Source organism: Undibacterium sp. Ji42W (genome assembly GCF_049340405.1).
In the GTDB taxonomy this organism is placed as follows: Bacteria; Pseudomonadota; Gammaproteobacteria; order Burkholderiales; family Burkholderiaceae_D; genus Undibacterium.
On record NZ_JBMPOV010000003.1, the window covers coordinates 273,639 to 296,540 of the forward strand.

Here is a 22,902-nt window from a genome sequence, read left to right on the forward strand (position 1 = left end):
GGCGCACATGACAAGGAAAATGCGCGCAAGACATAAGCCCCCGCGACAGGGTAATGTAGAAAACAAAATCATAAAACCTCCAGACGATGAAACAGGACGTACACCAGCAAAAGCTGGTGACAATGCATCAGGCGTTCAGGAAATTAAATGCGGAAACAGCAGTTGCGTATGGCAAGCGGCGGGGCGGTTGAGTGTGCCAGCGCGATTGGAGAAGGAGATGTAGAAACAGGTGCTTGAAGCGTATCAAAAGCAGGCAGTATCAGCAGCAGGCTGGCACTGACAAAAGCGGGTACATCGGGCAAGGCTGGTTTATGGGCAGATTGCTTGCCAAACGGATCTTCTGCATGGCTATGACAAAGTGCAGGCTGATCCTGATCCATGCCTGCACAATTTGGCATTGCCACACCAGCAGTGATGGAAACTTCGGTAGTGCTGGACGTGGCCATTCCCGGGCAAACGTATGCTGCCACGGCGAACTGCATGAATAGCAGGCTCCACAGCATGACAAACACCGCAAGGATACGGGATGGTCGGGCCATTTTCATGAGGAAACAGGATTTGCGTTTTACAGTACCGATTATAAACGCAAGTTCATTGATGTACCTTGATTCATATCGTTCATATTGAATGTCCGGTACTGACGCGTATGCAATTGCGCCCCTGAGACTTGGCGTAATACAGCGCTTTGTCGGCGGCTTCTATCAATTCCAGTGGTTGATTGTTTTCCCTGACGGGGACAAAGGCATCTATGCCAGCGCTGATGGTGACTACGCCGGTGGCATTGCCTGAGTGCTTCAGTTCCAGCTGGTAAATTGTCTGTCTGATACTTTCAGCGACCTTCATGGCACCGGCTACATCGGTGCCTGGCAATAAAACGACCATTTCTTCACCGCCATATCGTGCGCTCAAGTCCCCTGGCCTGTGTTTGCCGGCGGCCACTACTTTGCTGATGGCGCGCAGGCATTCGTCCCCGGCGGCATGGCCGTAGATGTCGTTATATTGTTTGAAGCAATCGACATCGATCATGATCAAAGCCAGGGAGCTGGCGTTGCGCATGGCCCGGCTGAATTCATCTTTGAGAGCGATATCAAACTGACGCCGGTTGGCAAGGCCAGTCAGGCCATCCTGCATGGCGAGTTTTTCCAGCGTCTGATTCAATTGTTCGAGAGAGTTGCGTGCCCTGACCAGCTCGGCTTCTGCCTGTACACGCAATGCTATCTGTCGTATCAGGCGCGAGCCGATGAATGCCAGCACGATGACCAGGCAGCCCACACCTATGGCGTGAATAATGGCGTTTGATTTCCAGTCCGCCAAGACTTCGTCGCGTGACAGGGCGGCAGATACCACCAGTGGGTATTCATCGAGTTGACGATAACTATTGATGCGTACGACACCGTCTTGGGCAGAAGTAAATGTTTTCGTCGCTGCCCTGGCCTGGGGAAGATATTCACGGAACAAGGGAAACTGCGAGATATCTTTGCCCAAAGTTTTTTCTTCAAACGGACGCCGTAATAAAATGATGCCTTGGTTGAGTGCAACAAAAATCGCACCAGAATCACCTATTTCAAATTGCTCATAAAATTTCTTGAAATAACTCATCTTCACTGTGGCCAGCACGACACCGCCAAAACTGCCATCACTTTTGTTAAAGCGGCGGGACACTGTGATAATCCATTCACCAGTCGATTTACTTTTGATCGGTGGGCCTATGTGGACGCCGCGATCGGTGTGATCACGATGGTAGATAAAATATTCACGGTCTGCATTATTGGCGCCTTTTTTTAACTCTGGCTGCGAGTTGACTACCCAGTTGCCAGCCTGGTCATAGACAAAAAGACCGTGCAACTGTGGCAGTTCTTCTACACGCTTGACCAGCAGGGAATGAAAACGCTGCAAACGGGATTCTGACACACCATCCACTTCCAACCGTTCGACCAGGCCGACCAGGACTGTGTCAGCCCCTTTAATGGTGTCATAGGCATGCTGACCTACAGAGCGGGCAAGATTGTAGGTAGCTCTCTCGGTTTCAGCCAACTGCACTTCGCGGGCGCGCCAGGTGACCCACACCTGTATCAGTATCAAAGACAGGCAGACCAGGACGACAAAGCCAATTGCCAGAGTAGTGATAGGAAATTTTTTTGGCGCTGGCGTTAGTGCTGGCCGATCAACATTTGTGGCTGCCATAGTCGTCATGAAGGTGTGCCTTCTATCATTGGTTGAGGTGATTCGCAATAAAGGAGAAGGATCTCATCGTTATAAGCGATCAAAGAGAGTTCTATTGATTATAGAACGCATTGACAATCAGATATGATTTTCTTCAAATCTGCATCACGCCTCTTTGCTTGCCGTCTGCCAGCAAGGATATTGCAGTATTGCACGCTATCACAACGCTAATGGAGATGTGCCGCGATTGTTATTTTTTGTAACACTGAAAGAAGATCGCCTCATTTTTACCTATACCTCTGTCCCCATTTGTCCATTTCCCCTATGGCAGCGGCATTTCTGTGCGCTGTCTCATTCGATTCTATGCTGCCCTGCAAAAATTTTTAAACTGGTATAAACTGTTGACTAGTCAATGAATATTGTTGCTGCCATGAATCACGAAATACAAAATTCAGAGTTTTTTGCCCATCAGGTCGAAGAAAGCGTCGGCTATCTGCTTGCCCGTTCGCGCACCATGTTGTCGCGGGCGATTGATGAGTCACTGCGCAGTCTGGATATTACCCACGCCCAGGGCAGTGTCTTTATGATGTTGTCCATGGGGAGCTGCCATACAGCGGCTGATCTGGCGCGAGAGTTGTTTATTGATTCTGCCGCCATGAAACGTACCCTTGACAAGCTTGAAACCAAGGGTTATGTGCAGCGTATCGTGGATGAGAATGACAAGCGCCTGTTCAAGCTGGCACTGACCGCTAGTGGCAAGAGCCTGGCAGCGCAATTACCAGCCGTGTATTCAGAGGTGCTGGATGTGGGTTTTACCGGTTTTGCTCCTGAAGAAATTAATTTCCTCAAGCATCTCTTGCGCAAGTTACTGTTGAACAAGCCCATTCTTGAAGCGTGGATGGAGAAAAATAATTGATTGCTTGGGCAATCAATTAAATGTGATCTTAAAGACACGTCATTGCAATCATTATCTTTATCATTTTTTTTACCGATTTTTAGATATCGTCTATATGAAAAAATCACTTTTCAAACCAGCCAGCGCCGCAGCCAGCCTGCGCCTGCTGCTCAGTGCATCTGCATTGTGCCTGCTGTCGGCTTGTGTCAGCTTTCAAGGAATACAAAGCCAGGCACAACTCAACACCCTGACGCCGCAAGCAGGGGCATTCCCTGACCAGGGCGGCAATGCTGCCTGGCCTGATTTACAATGGGCGACCAGTATAGGTGGTGCTGAGTTGCAGGCATTGATCAACCGCGCGTTGGAAAACCACCCCAGCCTGCAGGCCGCCGCTGCACGTTTGCAGGCAGCGCAGGCAGCGACTGCCGCCGTAGGTGCCAATAAATTACCATCGGCAAATCTGAGTGTCGATAGCACTTACCAGCGCTTTACCGAGCATGGCCTGGTGCCGCCGCCACTGGCCGGTACCTACAACACGAATAACCAGATCAGTTTCAATGCTACTTATGAACTCGATTTCTGGGGCAAGCACAGCGCCGAAATGCGTGGCGCCTTGTCGCAGGAAAAAGTAGCAGAAGCTGAAGCGCAAAGCGTGCGCCTGATGCTCAGCAATGCCATCGCCCGCGCGTGGTTGCAACTGGCACGCCAGAATGCACAATTGGAACTCAGCAAGCAGCAACTGGCAGTGCGTGAACAGTTTGACAGCCTGACGCAACAACGTGTCAAAGCCGGGCTCGATACCAAAGTGGAAGTGCAGCAAAACCTGGTGCAGTTGTCTGGCCTTAAAAATGAACTCGCCCAATGGCAGGAGGCCATGGCGCTGACGCGTAACCAGATCGCCGCCTTGCAAGGCCTGGGGCCAGAAGAAGGCAAGTTGATCGCCACACCAAAATTCCAGCCTGTAGCAGACACGGCATTGCCGGGTAATTTGCCGCTGGAATTGCTGGGCCGCCGCCCTGATATCGTCGCGGCGCGCTGGCGTGTAGAAGCGGGTCAAAGTGATGTCGATGTCGCCAAGACCCAGTTTTATCCCAACATCAATATTGTTGGCTTTGTTGGCTTGTCCAGCCTGGGCCTCTCCAATCTGGCCAATAGTGGCAGCAGCATCATAGGTGCGGGCCCGGCAATACGCCTGCCCATTTTTGAGGGGGGGCGTTTGCGTGCGCAATTGAAGGGCAAGGTCGCTGCGTATGATGTGGCCGTGGCGACGTACAACCAGAGCCTGACAGATGCCCTGCATGAAGTGGCAGACCAGGTGCAGATACTGCAAGCCAGCCAGTCGCAGTTGACTGAGCAGCAAGCCGCCGAGCAAGCATCCCGCATTGGCCTGCAACTGGCACAGCAAAGACAAAAAGCGGGCACTGCCAACAAGCTGCCTGTGCTTGCTGCTGAAAGTGCAGTGCTGTCACAGCAAAAGCTTTCGCTGGAATTGGCAGTGCGTCACACAGAAGCACGCATCAACCTGATCAAGGCGCTAGGTGGCGGTTATGAAAGCAAGAACCTGCCTGCTGCGAATGTCTCCACTGCCGCCAGCACCAATCAAACCATCATTCAATCTCAAGTTAAAAACACACCGGAGGCTGCGTTATGAACGCCCCAGATCAAAACAAACCTGTCAATGTAGCTCCTCAAGCTGAAATCGTGCAAGAAAAAGGTGGTAAGCGCCGTGTACTACTGATCATCATTACCCTCATCGTATTGGTGGCTATCGCTGTCTATGCTACATGGTGGTATACAGTAGGCCGCAATTTTGAACATACTGAAGATGCCTATGCTGCGGGCAATGTCGTGCAAGTGACATCGCAAGTTGCGGGTACTGTGGTTGCCATTCATGCTGATGATACAGACGTGGTTCAGGCAGGCAAACCCCTGGTGGAGCTCGACAAGACTGATGCCAAGGTGGCTGTTGATCAGGCCGAGGCCCAGTTGGCACAGACAGTGCGCGAAGTGCGCGTGCTGTTTGCCAATAATGGTAGCCTGCAAGCCAATGTCAGCCTGCGCAGCAGCGAAGTCGAAAGAACCAAATCTGACCTGGCGCGCCGGACCCAGTTATTAAGCACAGGCGCAGTCTCTGCTGAAGAGCTGGAACATGCGCGCAATGCCGTCAAGAGTGCAGAAGCTGCCTTGCAAGCCGCCAATGAACAACTGACATCCAATCGCACCCTGACAGAAAACACCACTGTTACTCAGCACCCGAATGTCTTGCGTGCTGCCGCCCGTGTACGTGAAACTCTGCTAGCACTGAGCCGCACCAGCCTGCCAGCACCGATGAATGGTTTTGTCGCCAAGCGTGCCGTGCAAGTGGGTCAGCGTATTGCGCCAGGGTCACCTTTGCTGTCCATCGTGCCTTTGAATACCTTGTGGGTAGATGCCAACTTCAAGGAAGTGCAGCTCGCCCATATGCGTATAGGCCAGGACGTGGAATTGCATTCTGATCTGTTTGGCAGCGACGTCACATACCACGGCAAGGTGCTTGGTATGTCGGCAGGTACGGGTTCTGCTTTTGCTTTGCTGCCAGCACAAAATGCCAGTGGTAACTGGATCAAGGTAGTGCAGCGGGTGCCTGTGCGTATCAGCCTCGATCCTAAAGAACTGGAAGCGCATCCACTGCGCATCGGCGTCTCCATGCAAGTACAGGTCAATATCTCGCAACAGCAAGGCGCACCGGTAACTGCGGCTGCACGCACGGCGCCTGCCTACCAGACTGCCGTGTTTGAGCAAAATGGTCAAGATGCTGACAAGCGTATCGCTGAGATCATCGCGGCGAATTTGCCTGCGACCAAGGACAGCAAGGTTGCTGCCATGACAGCTGCGACAGCATCTTCGCCTACGACAACTAAAGGCAAGTAATGAGCGCGCCCTCACGTCCACAGGCACCGCATCCGCCACTGAAAGGTGGGCAACTGGCAATGGGCACGCTCGCCTTGTCACTGGCGGTTTTCATGAATGTGCTGGATTCATCGATCGCCAACGTATCGATACCGGCAATCTCCGGTAACCTCGGTGTATCGCCGCAGCAAGGTACCTGGGTCATTACCTCGTTTGCGGTAGCGAATGCGATTTCTGTACCGCTGACAGGCTGGCTGACGACGCACTTTGGTCAGGTCAGACTGTTCCTGTCTTCCATCCTGCTGTTTGTCATTTCTTCTTGGCTATGCGGTATGGCACCCAATATTGAAATATTGATTGCTGCGCGTATTTTGCAAGGTGCAGTTGCTGGCCCGATGATCCCGCTGTCGCAGGCTTTATTGCTGGGCAGTTACCCACCCGCTAAAAGCTCCATGGCGCTGGCTCTATGGGGCATGACAACCCTGGTTGCACCCATCATGGGGCCTTTGCTGGGCGGCTGGATATCGGATAATTATTCCTGGCCCTGGATTTTCTATATCAATATTCCAGTAGGCTTATTTACTGCCTGGGCTACCTGGTCTATCTATCGCAAGCGCGAGTCTGCCATCAAGAGCCTGCCTATCGACAAGGTTGGTTTGTTCCTGCTGGTGATCTGGGTGGGTGCTTTGCAAATCATGCTCGACAAGGGCAAGGAGCTGGATTGGTTCAATTCTGGCGAGATTATCCTGTTGACGGTGATTGCCGTAATTGGCTTGATTTATTTTGTGGTGTGGGAGCTGGGGCAAGATCATCCCGTCGTTGATCTGTCCTTGTTCAAGGGGCGTAATTTCAGTGCCGGTGTGGTGGCGATTTCGATAGGCTATGGCCTGTTCTTTGGCAGCCTGGTCATCATGCCACTGTGGTTGCAAACGCAGCTGGCTTACACTGCGACTGAGGCGGGCAAAGTCATGGCACCAGTCGGCATCTTCGCGATTATCCTGTCACCCATCATAGGCAAGATTTTGCCCAAGGTGGATGCCAGGAAGGTCGCTTCTGCTGCCTTCATGGGGTTTGCGCTAGTGTTCTTCCTGCGGTCCCGTTTCAATACCGAAGTGGATACTTATACCCTGCTGATCCCTACCTTGATACAGGGCGCGGCGATGTCGATGTTCTTTATCCCGCTGACGTCGATCATCCTGTCAGGCCAGCCACCGGATAAAATCCCGGCAGCATCGGGCTTGTCGAACTTCGTGCGTATCATGTGCGGTGGTATGGGAGCCTCCATCATGACTACCATCTGGGACAGCCGCAGCACCCTGCACCATGCCCAGATTGCAGAAAACACTGGCAGCAGCTTCCCGACTTTTGTACAAACCGTGCAAGGCCTGATGCAGCAAGGCATACCGGAACAAGGTGCCTACGCCATCATCGACCGTACTATCAGCGTACAGGCCAGCACCATGGCCGCAACAGACATTTTCTGGATGTCAGCTTATATGTTTATAGGTCTGATAGGTCTGGTGTGGCTGACCAAGCCGAAAAAATCGGCTGTGCCTGTGGATGCAGGTGGGGCGCATTAGATAAGTATCTTGGCACAGCGTGATTTTGTTGCTGTCGCTCATAAAATTTTGATACGCATAGCAACACTAAAACACCCTGGACTACAGCATATGCCATAGTGCGGGGTGTTTTGTTATGCTGGCTTCAACTCAAAAATATCTTTCTGAGCAGACATACTTGCTGCTTGGCTTGGCACAATCTGCATTGTGCCCCTCAGTTTTGCGTGCTTTCGAAAAGTTGGAAAGTGCCTGGTTTGCTGCGCTGGAATGCAAATTATTCATGGTGCCCAGGGCTTTTACCTCTTGCCAGAAAAACCTGAGGGTCAGATGAGGCTGTTTGGCCGCTTGCCAGGGCAAGTTGAAGAAGTTGAATTGGGCAGCCTTGCGTTGACAGCGGACTTACAAACCGAGACCAGTTTGTCACGCGTGGCTGCGGCGACTTATTTGTCCGGCATGCAAGGCTTGGCGGAGCAGGTATCGGTCGTGCAGGAACTGGCGGTGCAATACCAATTGATCTCCAGAGAAACCCGCTTCCTGATCGTGGAAGAAAGGGCGGAGGATGAAAAACCACTGGATATGCCGGTCTTGATAGAAGTCGCGTATATGTTGCCAGCAGGCAGGAGTGGTCTGGGTGCAGTGGCGGGTGGGGCTGCTCCCGCAGGTTTTGCAATGGCAGCAGCCCCAGCAATGCTCGCACCTGTCATTGCATCACCAGTTATGTCGAGCAGCAGATTGATGTCAGCGAAACTGTCCAAACAAACGTGCTGCGCCAGGGGCATCTGATGTACAGAGTTTGTATTCCATGGGATGCCAGCTATTTGCCTCCGCCGGCAACGCGTGTGGCACTGGACGCAGAGGCCATGCAAGAGTACTATGCGGCCGCTTTTGATGCTGACAAGGTATGCCGCCGGGGCATGCATTATCAGGGGTTAATACCGCTGGGCCTGACACTCTTGCGCAGATATTTCGATGAGCAATTGTGGCCAGACAGTTTTGCCAAGTTCAGGCAGATGCAACTGGGCGAAGCTGTGATTGAAGGGCTGGAGCTGGCAATCTGGGAAGACTGCAAAGACCAGCTCAGCGCACAGCAGGTCATCAAACTCTTCTTCGGCATCGTGGCTGAACCAGAAATGCTGGAGCGCCTGCTGCCATCGCAAGAGCAAAGAGCAGGCCTGCTGGCTTGTGGCAGGACCAGCGCCGATACAGCGCCATTGCTCAGTATGTCAGCAGACCCTGCTGCCAGTGCCAGGCTGGAAACCCGGTTACGCAAAACAGTGCATGACCTTGATGCAGTGAAATGGTCAGAATCCATCTTTTTGATGGATATGGACGGATAGGCAAGTAGTGTTAATCTTGGGAGGGGTATGGTGCAAGGCATGGTGTCCAGTTCGTGCATGAAACGGCTCTTTCCGCAGATATGATCGAGGTATGCAAAAACGGGCAGACGCGGTTTATCCATACCTTAATATCAAATACACAATAGTAAGATAGCAGGATATCGGGGTGAAATGTCTGATGATGTATCGTCATCTGCTCCATATCGCTTACTTATGCAGCATAAATCTCCCAGCTAGGCTAATATCCCAGCCTTGAGCGGTAATTTTGCCTTTACATGAGTATGTCTATGAACAAGAAGTTTATTGGCCTGGCAGTGGCGCTGGGTTTGCTGTTTGCGGGTTTGGGGATTTATGCGGGGAACCGCCAGGCTACGCCCAAGCCGCCTGCCGACAAGGCAGTGGCACAATTGATGGCGCAGCAGTTCAAGGATAGCGAGGGCAAACCGCAATCCATGGCGGAATGGCAGGGGAAGTTCCTGGTGGTGAATTTTTGGGCAACCTGGTGTGCGCCATGCGTGCAGGAAATGCCTGAACTGTCTGCCATGCAAGATGGATACAAGGGCAAGTCCATACAGATTTTGGGTCTGGGCATAGATAGCCCGACAAATATTGCTGATTTTGCAAAAAAATATAAAATCAGTTACCCCTTGTTTTCTGCCGGCATGGAGGGTTCTGAGCTATCGCGCCAATTGGGTAATGCCGGTGGTGGTTTGCCCTTTACCGTGTTGATCAATGCGGAGGGCAAGGTCGTGAAATCCTATCTTGGTCGCCTGAAAATGGATGAATTGCATACCGATATTGCCAAATATTCTTTGGAAAAATAAAAGACATGTCGTTTTTCCTTGCCAATCTGCGTCGATTAGCGGCAAAATGCGGCCATCTTCGTCAAATTGTAAGTGACTATGGCGCGCAAACTATTGCTGCTGAATGGCCCCAATCTGAACCTGCTCGGTACGCGCGAGCCCGCTACCTATGGTGCCACTACCCTTGCCGAAATAGAGAATGCGGCGCAGGAGCAGGCACAAGCAGCTGGCGCAGCCTTGTCATTTTTTCAAAGTAATCATGAAGGCGCATTAATTGACCGCATCCATGCTGCCCGTAATGAGCAAGTCGATGCTATTATCATCAACCCGGGCGGCCTGACGCATACCAGCGTTGCACTGCGGGATGCGCTGGCGGGGGTGGCGATCCCGTTTATAGAAGTACATATATCGAATGTACATCAAAGAGAAGCCTTCAGACATCACTCATACTTGTCTGCAATTGCCAAAGGCGTCATCTGCGGCCTCGGTACTGAAGGTTACCGCCTGGCGATTGACTTTTCCCTGAGAAATATTTAAATTCTCGCATCTTCGCGTAATTTGCTGATAATTCCAGTTTATTTCGTATATAATCCAAACTTCGGCGGCAATTGCAGAGCTGTTTTCCTGCTCAGTATTGTGCGTCCCAATTAATTCAGAACCACTTTTTTCAAGGGGATTCCACATGGATTTAAGAAAACTCAAGACCCTGATCGACCTTGTAGCAGAATCAGATATCGCAGAACTGGAAGTCACTGAAGGTGAAGGTAAAGTCCGCATCGTCAAATCTTCTGCGATGCCGCAAAACCAGGTAGTCATGATGCAGCAACCCCAGCACCAGATGATGCCAGCAGCAGCCCCGGCTGCCGCTCCCGTTGCCGCAGCACCAGTGGTGCCAGATGGTCATATTGTCAAATCCCCTATGGTCGGTACTTTCTACCGTTCCTCTTCCCCAGGCGCTGCTCCTTTTGCTGATATCGGCAAGAGCGTCAATGCTGGCGACACCCTCTGCATTATCGAAGCAATGAAATTGCTGAATGAAATCGAAAGCGATTTCAGCGGCACGATCAAACAGATTCTGGTTGAAAATGGTCAGCCTGTTGAGTATGGCCAGCCGCTGTTCGTGATTGGCTGATCCAGGCGCGCGTGCGCGAACTGAAGTCCGGTGCCCGTGTTGAGGGCCATCATGCTGGACAAGTTTTCTGCTCACGCAATTGCAACCATTGCCACCGCAAAGTTAAATCATGTTTGAAAAAATTCTTATCGCCAATCGTGGTGAAATCGCGCTACGCATCCAGCGCGCCTGCCGCGAGATGGGTATCAAAACCGTGGTCGTGCACTCGGAAGCCGACCGCGAAGCAAAATATGTGAAGCTGGCTGACGAATCTGTTTGCATAGGCCCGGCTCCGTCGAATTTAAGTTACCTGAGCATGCCAGCTATCATCAGCGCCGCTGAAGTGACGGATGCTCAGGCTATCCACCCCGGTTATGGCTTTTTGTCTGAAAATGCCGACTTTGCTGAGCGTGTGGAACAGTCCGGTTTTGTCTTCATCGGTCCGCGTGCTGAATCCATCCGTTTGATGGGTGATAAAGTGTCGGCCAAACATGCCATGATCAAGGCTGGTGTGCCATGCGTGCCAGGTTCTGAAGGTGCATTGCCAGACGACCCTAAGGTTATCGTACAAACAGCTCGCAAGGTTGGGTACCCAGTCATCATCAAGGCCGCTGGCGGTGGTGGTGGCCGTGGCATGCGTGTGGTGCATACTGAAGCAGCCTTGCTCAATGCCGTCACCATGACCAAGTCAGAGGCTGGTGCAGCATTTGGTAATCCTGAAGTGTATATGGAAAAGTTTTTGGAAAATCCGCGTCATGTGGAAATCCAGATTCTGGCTGACCAGCATGGCAATGCTATCTGGCTCGGTGAGCGCGATTGTTCCATGCAGCGCCGCCACCAAAAAGTGATTGAAGAAGCACCGGCACCAGGTATCCCCCGCAAGATCATCGAAAAAATCGGTGATCGTTGTGCTGCTGCTTGCCGCAAGATAGGTTATCGTGGCGCTGGTACCTTTGAATTTTTGTACGAAAACGGCGAATTCTATTTTATCGAAATGAATACCCGTGTACAGGTTGAGCATCCAGTGACAGAAATGATTACCGGTGTCGATATCGTGCAGGAACAGATTCGCATCGCTTTCAATGAAAAACTGCGCTTCAAACAAACCGACATCATGCTCAAGGGCCACGCCATTGAATGCCGTATCAATGCCGAAGACCCGTTCAAGTTCACGCCTTCGCCTGGCCGCATCACATCATGGCATACACCTGGTGGCCCTGGCATACGGGTAGATTCGCATGCTTACGCTGGTTATTTCGTGCCGCCGAATTATGACTCCATGATAGGCAAGGTCATCGCCTATGGTGAGACGCGCGAACAGGCCATACGCCGCATGCAGATCGCCTTGTCAGAGATGGTGGTAGAAGGCATACAAACCAACATCCCGCTGCACCGTGAGCTGATGATAGATGCACGCTTTATTGAAGGTGGTACGAACATTCATTACCTTGAACATAAATTGGCGGACATGCCGGAGTTGTCTAAAAAGTCTAAGTAATTTGCAGTAAAGACCTCTCAACACAGAGACTCAGAGACACAGAGGGGGCACAGAGAAAAGCGTTGGAGTTCTGTAGGTTGGGCTACGTTTCATCAGCCCAACACTGTGCCTTCAATCACCAGTGACACTGATTTAAAGCCGAGTGTTGGGCTGATAAGGCGTAGCCCAACCTACGAAGTTGAAAAAGAAGCACAGAGAAAACATAAGTTTTTCCCTGTGCTTTTGGCTTTGTTATGAAGCCTCTGTGGTAAGCTTTTTGTAGTTGAGATGTTTAATGAATTGATAATCACCGTATAAATGGTTGAGCCTCGCAGAGTTCAAGATGAATTTTTTCTCTTGCTTTTCTCTGTAACTCGGTGCCTCTGTGGTGAGCCTTTTGGTTTGGAAGTTTAAAAGTTGCATTGGAATTTGTGATATGGGCTGGATAGAAATAGTCATAGAAGTAGCGCGTGAGCAGGCTGAGGCTTTGTCGGATGCCCTGATGGATGCGGGGGCCTTGTCGGTGTCCGTGGAAGATGCTGATGAAGGTACGGATGCTGAACGCCCCTTGTTTGGCGAACCCGGCATGGAGCCTGATGAAGCCGCCTGGGACCGCAGCCGCGTCGTGGCGCTTGCAGATATCGACGCCGATCACGCTGAACTGGTGGCTGAAGCTGCCACTGCCATCGGCCTGACCGTTGTGCCAGCCTACCTCACCCGCAATGTCGAAGAGCAAGACTGGGTGCGCCTGACGCAATCGCAGTTTGCCCCTATTCATATCGGCAAGAATATCTGGGTTGTGCCTAGCTGGCATGATGCGCCTGATCCTGATGCCCTGATCCTGGAACTTGATCCCGGCCTGGCCTTTGGTACTGGCAGCCACCCCACCACCAAACTGTGCATGGAATGGCTGGAAGCGCATGCACCCAAGGATTTGTCTGTACTTGATTATGGTTGTGGTTCCGGCATTCTGGCCATGGTCGCCAGCAAGCTGGGTGCTGCCAGTGTCATTGGTGTGGATATTGATCCGCAAGCGATAGAATCTGCCAACTTCAATGCCGGACGTAATAGCTGTCAAATCGAATATGCGCTGCCAGAAGGTTTTGGTGTCGCTCATCCGGCATCGCAGAAATTTGATGTGGTGGTGGCGAATATCCTGTCCAGTCCCTTGAAATTGATGGCACCGATGCTGGCTGGCCGGGTTGCACCTGGCGGCTCGCTGATACTCTCAGGCGTGCTGGCAAGGCAGGCCGACGAAGTCGCAGCAGCGTATGCGCCTTTCATCAAGCTCACCGTCTGGGCTGAGCATGAGGGCTGGGTCGCGTTGTCAGGCTCTTTGGCTAACTGAGGCGACTATGGCACTGGCGACCCGCTGCCCCCACTGTCAGACTGCCTTCAAGGTAGCCAATGATCAGTTGAAGTTGCATGCGGGCCTGGTGCGTTGTGGCTCATGCCAGCAAACCTTTAATGCTGTAGAAAACCTGTTGCCTGGCGATGGGCAAAAACCTGTACCGGCACCCGCACCGGCACATTCTCCAGCGCCTGCCAGGCCGGCAACTATGGCAAGTGTCGCAACTCAGGCGACACCGACGGTCGCATCGGTAGCAACAGCAACTGCCGTTACCGTTCCAGCGGCGGCCAGTGCTACACCAGTCACACCAGTAGCACCTGACAAACCTGTTGCACCTGTCAGGCCGGAATTCAGTGCAGCGGTGCCAGCACCAGCAGCAAAACCAGTCATGTCTGCCACGGCAAACGAAGTTGTGGCAGAAAGCAAGCCAGAATCCAAGCCGCAACTCAAGCTGGAACCCAAGCCACTGCCAGCAGAACATCTGTCGTCCCTGATCGAACCTGAGCCCAATTTTGAACAGACGCATATAGTGCCGCCGTCTCCCGTCACTCCTGTGGGTCGCTTCTTTCCGCCCGATGCGCTGCCGCAAGAAGACATGCTCTTACCAGACAGTCTGGTGCCACCAGAAAGGCCCGCAGCTGTCGGCAAGCCAGCAAGCAGCGCGACTGCCAGGCCTGCAACAAAAGTGCTGGCTGCCATCAGCAAAGCCGAGCTGGAATTTGAGGCAGAAACTTTTGACATGCCCAGGGATATTCCTCCGGCAGTCAGGCCCGCCGTGGTTACTCCTGCCGCTGTTACTCCCGCCGTTGTTGCTCCAATCAGCACAACGCTCACCACCGCAGAGACGCAAAAACTTGAGCCGGTGCTTGACCCGCTCAGCCAGTTCAAGGCTGACCTTGAACCGGCAGGTTTAAAAAAAGAACCTGTCATCACTAGCTCATCGGCTCTCGATTTTGACCTCGGTGATGGCGGCTTCCTGTTGCCGTCTGAAGAAGTGCAGGAAGCTGATTTGTCCCGCATGGAGCTGGAAACCCGCGCCGCCCTGATGGACCCGCCAACGGCTGACTGGTCAGTCAGTGAAGGTGCAGATGACGCGGCAGACAGCAAAGAAAAACTGCCAGAATTCCCTGCCACAGAAATAGCCGATGCACATAATGCCAGCAAGGTCTGGCGTCATAAAGACCATGCTGATGTGGCCGCGCCAGATGATGCTGTGTCCATCAATGACGAGGTCGCGGCGGGGCCTACCGGCAATACTGCCGATGGCTTACAGGGGGCATCCTATATAGGCGAGGCCGAGGCCGCGCTCGCCCAGCAGGCCGCCGCCAATGAAGACTCCAGCAGTGATCCTGAAGAAGAGCCGGCCAAACCCAATTTTGTCATCCAGGCAGAAAAACAGCGTGCCCGCAAACGTATGGCCAGCATCATGCTGGGCCTGATGGTCGGCTTGCTGCTGCCTTTATTGCTGGGCCAATCTGCCTATATCTTCCGTAACCAGCTTGCTGCCCGTGTGCCGGAAACCAAACCCTGGTTGCTGCTGGCATGCAAATACCTGAATTGCCAGGTGACTTTGCCTGCACAGATAGAAAAGATTGCCGTTGATTCAAATGAATTGCAAAACCTTGCACCAGAACGCAATGTCTTCATGCTGGTCATGCAAATCCAGAATCAGAGCGACGTTGTGCAGACCTGGCCAAATATAGAGCTGGTCTTGAACGATGTCAAAGACAAACCCCTGTTGCAGCGCGCTTTCACCCCGGGTGATTACATGGCAGAAAAAGACAAGCTGGCAAAAGGCTTTGCTGCTGGCGGCGAACAAAGCATCAAACTGTATTTTGAGTTACCGGTACTGAAACCGGCAGGCTTTCATGTGGGTGTGTTTTATCCTTGATGTGCATGACATAAATATGCTGATAAGCACATACTGCCCAATACATCCTGATGCGCATACCCTGATACAGCGAAGCTCGAAAAAATTCATTTGCATCTGATCTCAAATAAAAATTATATCCATGTTCAGAAATGCAGATCTATCGAGAAGCCGAAGTCGGGCAACCCACAGTCCCCCTGGTTGAATACCAGGAATGCACAAATGAAGATATCAGTCCTTTGCCTGCTGCACCCGCCACAACCGCAACCATGGCCAGCAAGGCCAAACAGCCAAGCATGCCTGACTGGTATTAACTTAGTTTCATCAGGCACATGAATGAAGAAGGCTTGCCACCCGCCCGCCTGGCTGATGCACTGGAACGTATGGAGAAAATGCACAAGCGCAAAGCTGCACAGGAACCCACCAACAAGCGTATCACGCAATGCATGTCCAGCCATCCTGTGACTGAGGACAGGGTGGCAAGGTTCAGGGCGGCGGCAAAATAATTCTATTAAGTAACGCTAAGATAAAGCAACGATAAAGCAACGATAAAGCAACAGCGCGCATAAAAGTATGTAACAAAATTTTACAAAATCATTTATCTTATGTTATTTTGCTCTGCCCCTGCCAAAAGTGCAGGGCAAAAAACATCAAACCATAAGACCGTAAAGATTTTCAGGCATGCAAATACAAACCGCCGCTACAGCTATGTGGCCGCCTGCTATAGATACCCAGCCCGCAACGGCCATTTCAGACCACCATGCAGCGGCAGTTGCCAGTATCGCGGTGGCGAGCGAACAGCAGACTGAATACCATCTGACATTCACTGGCACAGGCAAAGAATATTTTCGTATCTGGATCGTCAATCTCTGCCTGAGTATGGCGACTTTGGGTATGTATTCCGCCTGGGCAAAAGTACGCCGTCTCAAGTACTTTGACCGCAATACGCAATTGAACGGCGCGGTCTTTAATTTCCATGGTGATCCCAAAACCATCTTCCGCGGCAGGGTCATCGCAGTGATACTACTGTTTTGCTATCACTATCTGTTCACTTTTTCAAAAACCCTGGCACTGAGTTTGTTTGCGATGTTGTTGCTGGGCGTGCCGTGGATGATACGCAGTGCCTTGCGGTTTCGTCTGCGCAATACCAGTTACTTTGGTTTGCGCTTGCAATTTCATGGCACGCTTGCCGGTGCTTACACGACGTATTTGCCGGTTGCTCTGATTACCTTGTTGCCGGGTTTGCTTGGCGTTTTCTTTCCCTATCATGTGGGCATTTTTGCTTTCACATTCATCCCTTATCTGAGCTGGCCATGGCTGCATGCGCGCATGCGTATCTACCAGCACAAAGAATTGGCTTTTGGCGAATTGAGAAGTAGTTGCAGCCTCACCAAAGGATCATTTTTCTTACCGTATTTCATCTCTGCCGTGGCCTTGCTGATCTTTGTCATGATGATAGGCATGGGCAGTGCGGTCTTTTTGTCGTCACTCAAAACGCGATCTCCTGCGGATTACCAACTTTTCATGGACGCCTATAGCTGGCTTTTGTTGCCGCTGGGGTTTCTGGCAGTTTTGCTGGTATATGCCATCTTCCTCAGTTTCAGCGCCTTGTTGCAGGTCAAAGTCTGGAACAAATCCTGGAACGCAACCCGCTTTCCTGGCATAGAAATAGATTCGCATTTGCCTTACAGAGCTTATTACTTTTTACAGGTAAAGAATCTCATCCTGACCATGTTGACGCTGGGTCTGTACCGGCCTTTTGCGGTCGTGAATATTTATCGCTTCCGCTTGCAACATGTCAGTCTTAACGCTGCTGACTTTGGGTAATTACTGGCCGCCCAGCATGCCCAATCTACGCAAAAAGGACAAGCGGGCCAGGTAGGTCAGGCTAGTGGTGACAGCACTGCAGACGTGTTTGGTTTTGATTTGTCCTGGTAGGAGGCATTTATATGATACAAGCACATTATTTCGACCACCGTCAGGCCTTGCTGCACAAAGTCATTCTGTATTTCCAAACTACTGGCGTCAGTCTGGCAGGTGAGGGTATAGACAGACGAATAGACAGGAGTCAGTTGCAACTGGAAGAGGCATTCAAAGATGCTCCTTGCATACTTAATTTTGCCGATGGCAGCCATTGTGAGATCCATGCCCAGGCTGACAAGCAAAGCTTGCTTGCACACCTTGGTTATCACCCATCGACCATAGAGCGCTGGCAGCACAAATGGCAAGCAGCCTTGCTGGCTGTCATCATCATGGGTGGTATCGTGTTTTCGGCTTATCAATGGGGATTACCTGTGTTGGCGGACAAGGTTGCGATTCTGGTTCCGGTCAGCTATGAACGTGCGCTGGGCGCCGGAGTGATGAATGTGTTGGACCAAAGCATTTTCAAGCCGAGCAAGCTCAGTGACAGCGGCATCGCACGCGTAGAACAATTATTGCACCGTCTTCGCCCCACAGATACACGCGTACCTATACATCTGGAAGTGCGCAATGCGCCAGAAATGGGGGCGAACGCCATCGCTTTGCCTGGTGGTACGATAGTTGTGACAGATCAACTGGTTACGTTACTCGTCGGCGATGCAGACAGGGAATTGAACGGTTTTCTGGCCGAACAATTGTTTGGCGTGATGGCACATGAGCTCGGCCACATAGAGCAGCGTCACGGCATGCGCAGCCTGATAAGCCAGGGTTTCCTGACGGTTGCGCTGGGTAGCCTGTTCGGCGATGTCAGCTCAGTTGCGGCTCTCGCACCTGCGGCTTTAATCAGTAAGGAATATACTCGTGAGATGGAAGCCGAGGCTGATATCTATGCCATCCATCTTTTGACACAAAGACATATTTCACCTGGCCGGCTGGCTGACGCACTTGCTTTTATAAATAGCCAGAACAGAAGAAGCAGTAAAGAGGTTACGCCAAAGTGGCTACGCTCAGTGTATGACTATACCGCCAGTCACCCCGCCACAGACGAGCGTATTACACGCTTCAGAAAAGCAGCATTTGCGACGGAGTAAGGAGGCTGGCAAGAGCTTGGTCAACAACATTAGCGATTACAGTTGTAAGGTGCCAGAGCTTCGATCAACATATAGTCTTGTTTTTCATTTTCTTCATCGATCAGCGTCATGGTTTTACCATCCTTGCTGAGAATGACAGGCTTGCCTTGTTTCGCCGGGCGATCATTTTTACCTTGCAGCAGCAGGTGCCTGTCTTGTACTTTCCATGTACCGTCCAGACCGCTGTATGGAGAAGTGCCCATGATACCAGCACTGCTTTGCATGCTGCCATCTTTATCCAGGCGCACTATTTTTTGTGTGCTGGTACCTGTAAATACCCAGTTGCCCATCATCGCGCATGGCAAGCTGGAATCCAGACGCTTATCTTTTGGTATGCTGATTCTCCAATGCGCTATACCTATCACGGCAGCGATGAAAATTGCCGTACCTATTGCCCATTTTAGCGGGCGGCCAGGTGGTGGGCATATATCCTCATTCAGGCTGGCGCGCTGTCTTGCGGAAAGGCCCAGGATGCTTGGCCGCAAGCCCGCATCCTTGAGCTGGCGATTGACTTCATCATTAATGGCCAGCAAGATAAAGGTATTTACCAGCGGTACCATGGAGCCGTAAGCGATGACCTTTCTCATGGTGTTGTTGAAACCCATATTGGCAGCCAGTTTTAAATAACCGGCAAAGAACATGACTTCAATGGGCAGCAGGCAAAATGCAATCGTGAAAAAACCGATAACATCGCTCTTCATGCTGAGTACTGCAAAATTCAGCGCGACAGCATAAATCAACTGCTTTTGACCATCGGCCAGTTCCGCAATGCGGATATCGTCGTAGTTAACGATCTCCGGTTCAGGCTTGTCAGCCGCTTCTTTCTTTTTGCCCGTATTGTTATAAGCTATCCAGCGCTGCATGGCTTCGTCCGCGTCTGCGGACGGTGTCGTGGCTGCTGCTTGTTCTGTGTTTTCTATGGGTGCAGTGCTGCCCGGTTCTGCGGTGGCGCTGGTGCTGGCGACGATTATCTCTGGCTCCATGATGCAGACGCAGCCATATTGCACCAGGGTAGCCACATAGGTTTGGGCGACAATCTGCGTCAGGTCTTTTTTCAGCACCAGACCTTGTTGCGCCAACATGTCTGCAACGCGCGCCGGTGTGCGCTTGAACAAGGGTGCCAGTTTGTCAGCTACAGCATTCACAGTCATGTCTTCTTTGACACCCTGTAGCACGATGCGATAGCGCTGCGGCCTGTGTATCACGCCTTGCTGCTCATCAATCACGGTCAGCCCTAGCGTATTGCCAAATCGCAATATCTGCGGAATGACTTCTTCATGTCTTTGCGAAATGCCGACGACACCCATGTCGCCAACAAAATTATTGATCAGCGGACCATCCGACCAGGGGCAGGCATCCATGGCATCGTCATCCGCGCAACTGGACAGGCAGGGGAACAGGCGCGTAATGGCATCATGAAATTTGACCAGTACTTGGTCTGCCGCTGCATCATTGTTGTGATAGGTTTCCCGCTTGTCGTTCAGCCAGGCGTAGGTCTCGGCATCGCTGGCCGGTGTCTTGGCAGCGAAAATCGTCAGCATGTAACTCATGGCGGGCAGGAAATGAAAAAACGATATTGTATTTCAGCTACCCCTGATAAGGGTATTTAGTGGAAGGGGCGGTGCGATATCACCACAGGAGCACGTAAAGAATTGAGCGGGACTGCTGTGCGCCATCCCGCTTTATTGTTTATTTCCGTGTTGCCGGACTTATTCTTCTGCCCCGGCTTCCGCCATGATGGCACGCAAGTTAGAGGCATTGGCCCGCTCAGCAGTCTTGCCATGGCCGCTGCGTATGTCGTCCTGATCGCGCAAGATCAGGTGCACGCCTTCATTCTTGTACATGAAGCTCAGGGTTTCTATGCTTTCATTGCGGTTATTGAAACTTTCAGAGACCTCGAATTGCACGTCCTTGTTCAATAAATAAATGGCAACATCCTTGGTATTGTCCGCAAACAGATACAAATGAATGTCGGAATGGTTGCCTGCCGTGCCATTCAACACCGCACCAACCACATAGGGATTGTAGCGTTCCAGTTCTTCCATCAGTTCAAGAGTAAGTTGTCGTAAATGTAATAAACGCTGCGGCTGGGTATCGCCAAAGAACAATTCATTGTATTCGCGCACTTCTTGCTCAATTTGGGCATTGTCAGGCAGGACGTCGCCCTTGACTTTATGGTTGCCCAGCAACTGCTTGGCTGCTTTGCGCTTGGCCGAGGCATAATCTGCCCCATCCTCGGCGATCATGCGCGCCGCCAGCGCCGCAATCTCAGCACGCAGGCTTTCTGCTTCATTAGGTGTATGGATCATCATGGGGTAATCATAACTGAATACATAAGACCCCTCAACACTGCTTACTATGGCCGCTCTCAGGTAGAATTGCGGGATTCTGGAATTTGGTTCAATTATGCATATTCATATTTTAGGTATCTGCGGCACTTTCATGGGTGGCCTGGCCGTATTGGCAAAAGAAGCAGGTCATATCGTGACGGGCTGTGATACCAATGTCTATCCGCCCATGAGCACCCAGCTCGAATCCCAAGGTATCAGCCTGACCCAGGGTTTTGGCGCAGAGCAGATAGCGCTGGAACCAGATTTGTATGTCGTAGGCAATGTCGTCTCGCGCGGCAACCCGCTGATGGAAGAAATCCTCAACCGTGGCTTGCCCTATGTCTCTGGCCCGCAATGGATGGGCGAGCATATCCTGCATGACAAGTGGGTACTCGCTGTCGCTGGTACGCATGGTAAAACAACAACATCTGCCATGCTGGCCTGGATTTTGGAATATGCAGGGTATTCGCCTGGCTTTTTGATTGGCGGGGTGCCGCTGAATTTTGGTATCTCTGCGCGCTTGTGGGGCAACCATGCCTCTGATTTTTTTGTCATCGAGGCTGACGAATACGATACCGCCTTCTTCGACAAGCGTAGCAAGTTCGTGCATTACCATGCCAAGACTGCTGTACTCAACAATCTGGAATATGACCATGCCGACATCTTCCCGGATGTGGCCGCCATAGAAACCCAGTTCCATCACCTGGTGCGTACTGTACCTGGTTTAGGCCGCTTGATCGTCAATGGTAACAATGAATCGCTGGAACGTGTCCTGAAACGTGGCTGCTGGAGTGAAAAAGAATTTTTTGGCAATGACCAGGCCTGGCGTCTGGCCATGCAAGACGGTGAAGACTTTGATGTGTATTTCAATGATCATTTGCAAGGCCGGGTGCAATGGAATTTGAATGGCGAACATAACCGCCAGAATGCGCTGGCCGCTATCGCCGCTGCCCGCCATGTCGGCGTCACACCAGAAATTTCGATAGAAGCCCTGGCCCAGTTCGTCAGCGTCAAGCGCCGTATGGAAGTGCGCGGCGTGGCTGATGGTGTCACTGTCATCGACGATTTTGCCCATCACCCTACCGCCGTTGCCACCACTGTTGAAGGCTTGCGCCACAAGGTCGGCAATGCCCGCATCCTGGCTGTGCTGGAACCACGCTCAAACACCATGAAGCTGGGTACCATGAAACAGGCCTTGCCCGGTAGCCTGGAACAGGCTGACCTGGTTTTCGGTTTTGGCGAGGTAGATGGCAAGTCAGCTTTAGGCTGGGATCTGGCAGAAGCATTGGCACCCTTGGGTGACAAGGTCGCCTGCCATCACCAGATAGATCAACTGGTACAGGACATCGTCACCAAGGCCAAGGCGGGTGACCATGTACTCATCATGAGTAATGGTGGTTTTGGTGGCATCCACCAAAAATTGCTGGATGCCTTACAAAACCGCGCACAGCAGGCTGGTAATCAAGGCGGCAATCAGGCGATTGCAGCATGATTCTCTACCTGCACGGCTTTCGCTCATCGCCTGATTCTTACAAGGCGCGTGTCATGCTTGCGCATATGGCGAAGCTGGGCCGCAGCGATGAGATAGCCTGCCCCGACCTGTCACCTTCTCCGGCACTGGCAATACAGCAGGCCGAGGCTTTACTGGCCGGGTATAAGGCAGAAGACATTTGCATCATAGGCTCATCTTTGGGCGGTTACTATGCAACCTGGCTGGCAGAAAAATACGGCTGCAAAGCCATCTTGCTGAACCCCGCTGTCAAGCCACCGCGTGACCTGGAAAGCTATGTAGGTGTAACCACTTATTACCATAGCGATAGAGTCTTTGAATTCAAGGCAGAATACATGCCTGAATTGCGTGACCTGACCGTGGAACAGGTTACCCGGCCTGAGCGTTATTTTTTGATTGCCGCCACTGGTGATGAAGTGCTGGACTGGCGCGAAATGGTCGCTCATTATCCGAATGCCAGACAATTTGTGATTGAAGGCAGCGATCATGGCATTGCAGAATTTGCCGATTACCTGGATCAGGTGATGGCCTTTGCAGATGGCGGGGCCTGATTTGGA

General features: G+C 51.8%; 22 protein-coding genes. 18 read left to right on the plus strand and 4 right to left on the minus strand.

The window, feature by feature from the left end:
* Positions 1 to 143: 143 nt before the first annotated feature.
* Both ACO0LG_RS07475 and ACO0LG_RS07480 read right to left on the minus strand, forming a co-directional pair.
* On the minus strand, positions 144 to 545 hold the full coding sequence (locus ACO0LG_RS07475; RefSeq protein WP_423024876.1) for a hypothetical protein: 402 nt from the start codon (positions 543 to 545) through the stop codon (positions 144 to 146).
* Between the two features lie 73 nt (positions 546 to 618).
* The gene (locus ACO0LG_RS07480; protein WP_423024878.1) at positions 619 to 2,184 is read right to left on the minus strand and encodes a sensor domain-containing diguanylate cyclase; all 1,566 of its coding nucleotides are present in this window, start codon (positions 2,182 to 2,184) and stop codon (positions 619 to 621) included.
* Positions 2,185 to 2,575: 391 nt separating this feature from the next.
* Here ACO0LG_RS07480 and ACO0LG_RS07485 point away from each other — a divergent pair, with 391 nt between their 5' ends.
* From ACO0LG_RS07485 to ACO0LG_RS07560, 16 genes are all read left to right on the plus strand, one after another.
* Positions 2,576 to 3,079, plus strand: a complete 504-nt coding sequence (locus ACO0LG_RS07485) for a MarR family winged helix-turn-helix transcriptional regulator (RefSeq protein WP_423024880.1) — start codon at positions 2,576 to 2,578, stop codon at positions 3,077 to 3,079.
* A 94-nt stretch (positions 3,080 to 3,173) separates the two neighbouring features.
* Positions 3,174 to 4,709: an efflux transporter outer membrane subunit gene (locus ACO0LG_RS07490; protein WP_423024882.1), complete on the plus strand. Its 1,536-nt coding sequence runs from the start codon at positions 3,174 to 3,176 to the stop codon at positions 4,707 to 4,709.
* Positions 4,706 to 5,968, plus strand: a complete 1,263-nt coding sequence (locus tag ACO0LG_RS07495) for an HlyD family efflux transporter periplasmic adaptor subunit (protein WP_423024884.1) — start codon at positions 4,706 to 4,708, stop codon at positions 5,966 to 5,968. The genes ACO0LG_RS07490 and ACO0LG_RS07495 overlap by 4 nt, the downstream gene beginning before the upstream one ends.
* On the plus strand, positions 5,968 to 7,527 hold the full coding sequence (locus ACO0LG_RS07500; RefSeq protein WP_423024886.1) for a DHA2 family efflux MFS transporter permease subunit: 1,560 nt from the start codon (positions 5,968 to 5,970) through the stop codon (positions 7,525 to 7,527). Before ACO0LG_RS07495 ends, ACO0LG_RS07500 begins: the two co-directional genes overlap by 1 nt.
* A 246-nt stretch (positions 7,528 to 7,773) precedes the next feature.
* Entirely contained in the window at positions 7,774 to 8,289 is a 516-nt protein-coding gene (locus ACO0LG_RS07505) for a hypothetical protein (protein ID WP_423024888.1), read from the plus strand.
* Positions 8,289 to 8,843 carry a hypothetical protein gene (locus ACO0LG_RS07510; RefSeq protein WP_423024890.1) on the plus strand — a complete coding sequence of 185 codons (555 nt, stop codon included), beginning with the start codon at positions 8,289 to 8,291 and terminating at the stop codon, positions 8,841 to 8,843. Before ACO0LG_RS07505 ends, ACO0LG_RS07510 begins: the two co-directional genes overlap by 1 nt.
* Positions 8,844 to 9,130: 287 nt before the next feature.
* Positions 9,131 to 9,667, plus strand: coding sequence for a redoxin family protein (locus ACO0LG_RS07515; RefSeq protein ID WP_423024892.1), 537 nt, complete (start codon positions 9,131 to 9,133; stop codon positions 9,665 to 9,667).
* Between the two features lie 78 nt (positions 9,668 to 9,745).
* Entirely contained in the window at positions 9,746 to 10,183 is a 438-nt protein-coding gene (gene aroQ, locus ACO0LG_RS07520) for a type II 3-dehydroquinate dehydratase (RefSeq protein ID WP_423024894.1), read from the plus strand.
* Between the two features lie 145 nt (positions 10,184 to 10,328).
* On the plus strand, positions 10,329 to 10,778 hold the full coding sequence (accB, locus tag ACO0LG_RS07525) for an acetyl-CoA carboxylase biotin carboxyl carrier protein (protein WP_423024896.1): 450 nt from the start codon (positions 10,329 to 10,331) through the stop codon (positions 10,776 to 10,778).
* 109 nt (positions 10,779 to 10,887) lie between these two features.
* Positions 10,888 to 12,255 (plus strand): acetyl-CoA carboxylase biotin carboxylase subunit, encoded by a 1,368-nt coding sequence (gene accC, locus ACO0LG_RS07530; RefSeq protein ID WP_423024898.1) that lies wholly within the window; start codon positions 10,888 to 10,890, stop codon positions 12,253 to 12,255.
* Positions 12,256 to 12,670: 415 nt separating this feature from the next.
* Entirely contained in the window at positions 12,671 to 13,582 is a 912-nt protein-coding gene (gene prmA, locus ACO0LG_RS07535) for a 50S ribosomal protein L11 methyltransferase (protein ID WP_423024900.1), read from the plus strand.
* 7 nt (positions 13,583 to 13,589) lie between these two features.
* Positions 13,590 to 15,476: a DUF3426 domain-containing protein gene (locus ACO0LG_RS07540; RefSeq protein WP_423024902.1), complete on the plus strand. Its 1,887-nt coding sequence runs from the start codon at positions 13,590 to 13,592 to the stop codon at positions 15,474 to 15,476.
* Between the two features lie 131 nt (positions 15,477 to 15,607).
* Entirely contained in the window at positions 15,608 to 15,769 is a 162-nt protein-coding gene (locus ACO0LG_RS07545; RefSeq protein WP_423024904.1) for a hypothetical protein, read from the plus strand.
* An 18-nt stretch (positions 15,770 to 15,787) separates the two neighbouring features.
* A complete protein-coding gene (locus ACO0LG_RS07550) occupies positions 15,788 to 15,961 on the plus strand; it encodes a hypothetical protein (protein WP_423024906.1) in 174 nt (57 codons plus the stop codon).
* Positions 15,962 to 16,136: 175 nt separating this feature from the next.
* A complete protein-coding gene (locus ACO0LG_RS07555; RefSeq protein WP_423024907.1) occupies positions 16,137 to 17,282 on the plus strand; it encodes a YjgN family protein in 1,146 nt (381 codons plus the stop codon).
* A 122-nt stretch (positions 17,283 to 17,404) separates the two neighbouring features.
* A complete protein-coding gene (locus ACO0LG_RS07560; RefSeq protein ID WP_423024909.1) occupies positions 17,405 to 18,466 on the plus strand; it encodes a M48 family metallopeptidase in 1,062 nt (353 codons plus the stop codon).
* 29 nt (positions 18,467 to 18,495) lie between these two features.
* Here ACO0LG_RS07560 and ACO0LG_RS07565 read toward each other — a convergent pair whose 3' ends face one another.
* Together ACO0LG_RS07565 and ACO0LG_RS07570 are read right to left on the minus strand one after the other, a co-directional pair.
* A complete protein-coding gene (locus ACO0LG_RS07565; RefSeq protein WP_423024911.1) occupies positions 18,496 to 20,046 on the minus strand; it encodes a hypothetical protein in 1,551 nt (516 codons plus the stop codon).
* A gap of 168 nt (positions 20,047 to 20,214) precedes the next feature.
* Entirely contained in the window at positions 20,215 to 20,817 is a 603-nt protein-coding gene (locus ACO0LG_RS07570) for a hypothetical protein (RefSeq protein WP_423024913.1), read from the minus strand.
* A 94-nt stretch (positions 20,818 to 20,911) separates the two neighbouring features.
* Here ACO0LG_RS07570 and mpl point away from each other — a divergent pair, with 94 nt between their 5' ends.
* Together mpl and ACO0LG_RS07580 are read left to right on the plus strand one after the other, a co-directional pair.
* A complete protein-coding gene (gene mpl / locus ACO0LG_RS07575) occupies positions 20,912 to 22,327 on the plus strand; it encodes a UDP-N-acetylmuramate:L-alanyl-gamma-D-glutamyl-meso-diaminopimelate ligase (RefSeq protein WP_423024915.1) in 1,416 nt (471 codons plus the stop codon).
* Entirely contained in the window at positions 22,324 to 22,896 is a 573-nt protein-coding gene (locus tag ACO0LG_RS07580; RefSeq protein ID WP_423024917.1) for a YqiA/YcfP family alpha/beta fold hydrolase, read from the plus strand. Before mpl ends, ACO0LG_RS07580 begins: the two co-directional genes overlap by 4 nt.
* The last annotated feature ends 6 nt before the right edge of the window (positions 22,897 to 22,902 follow it).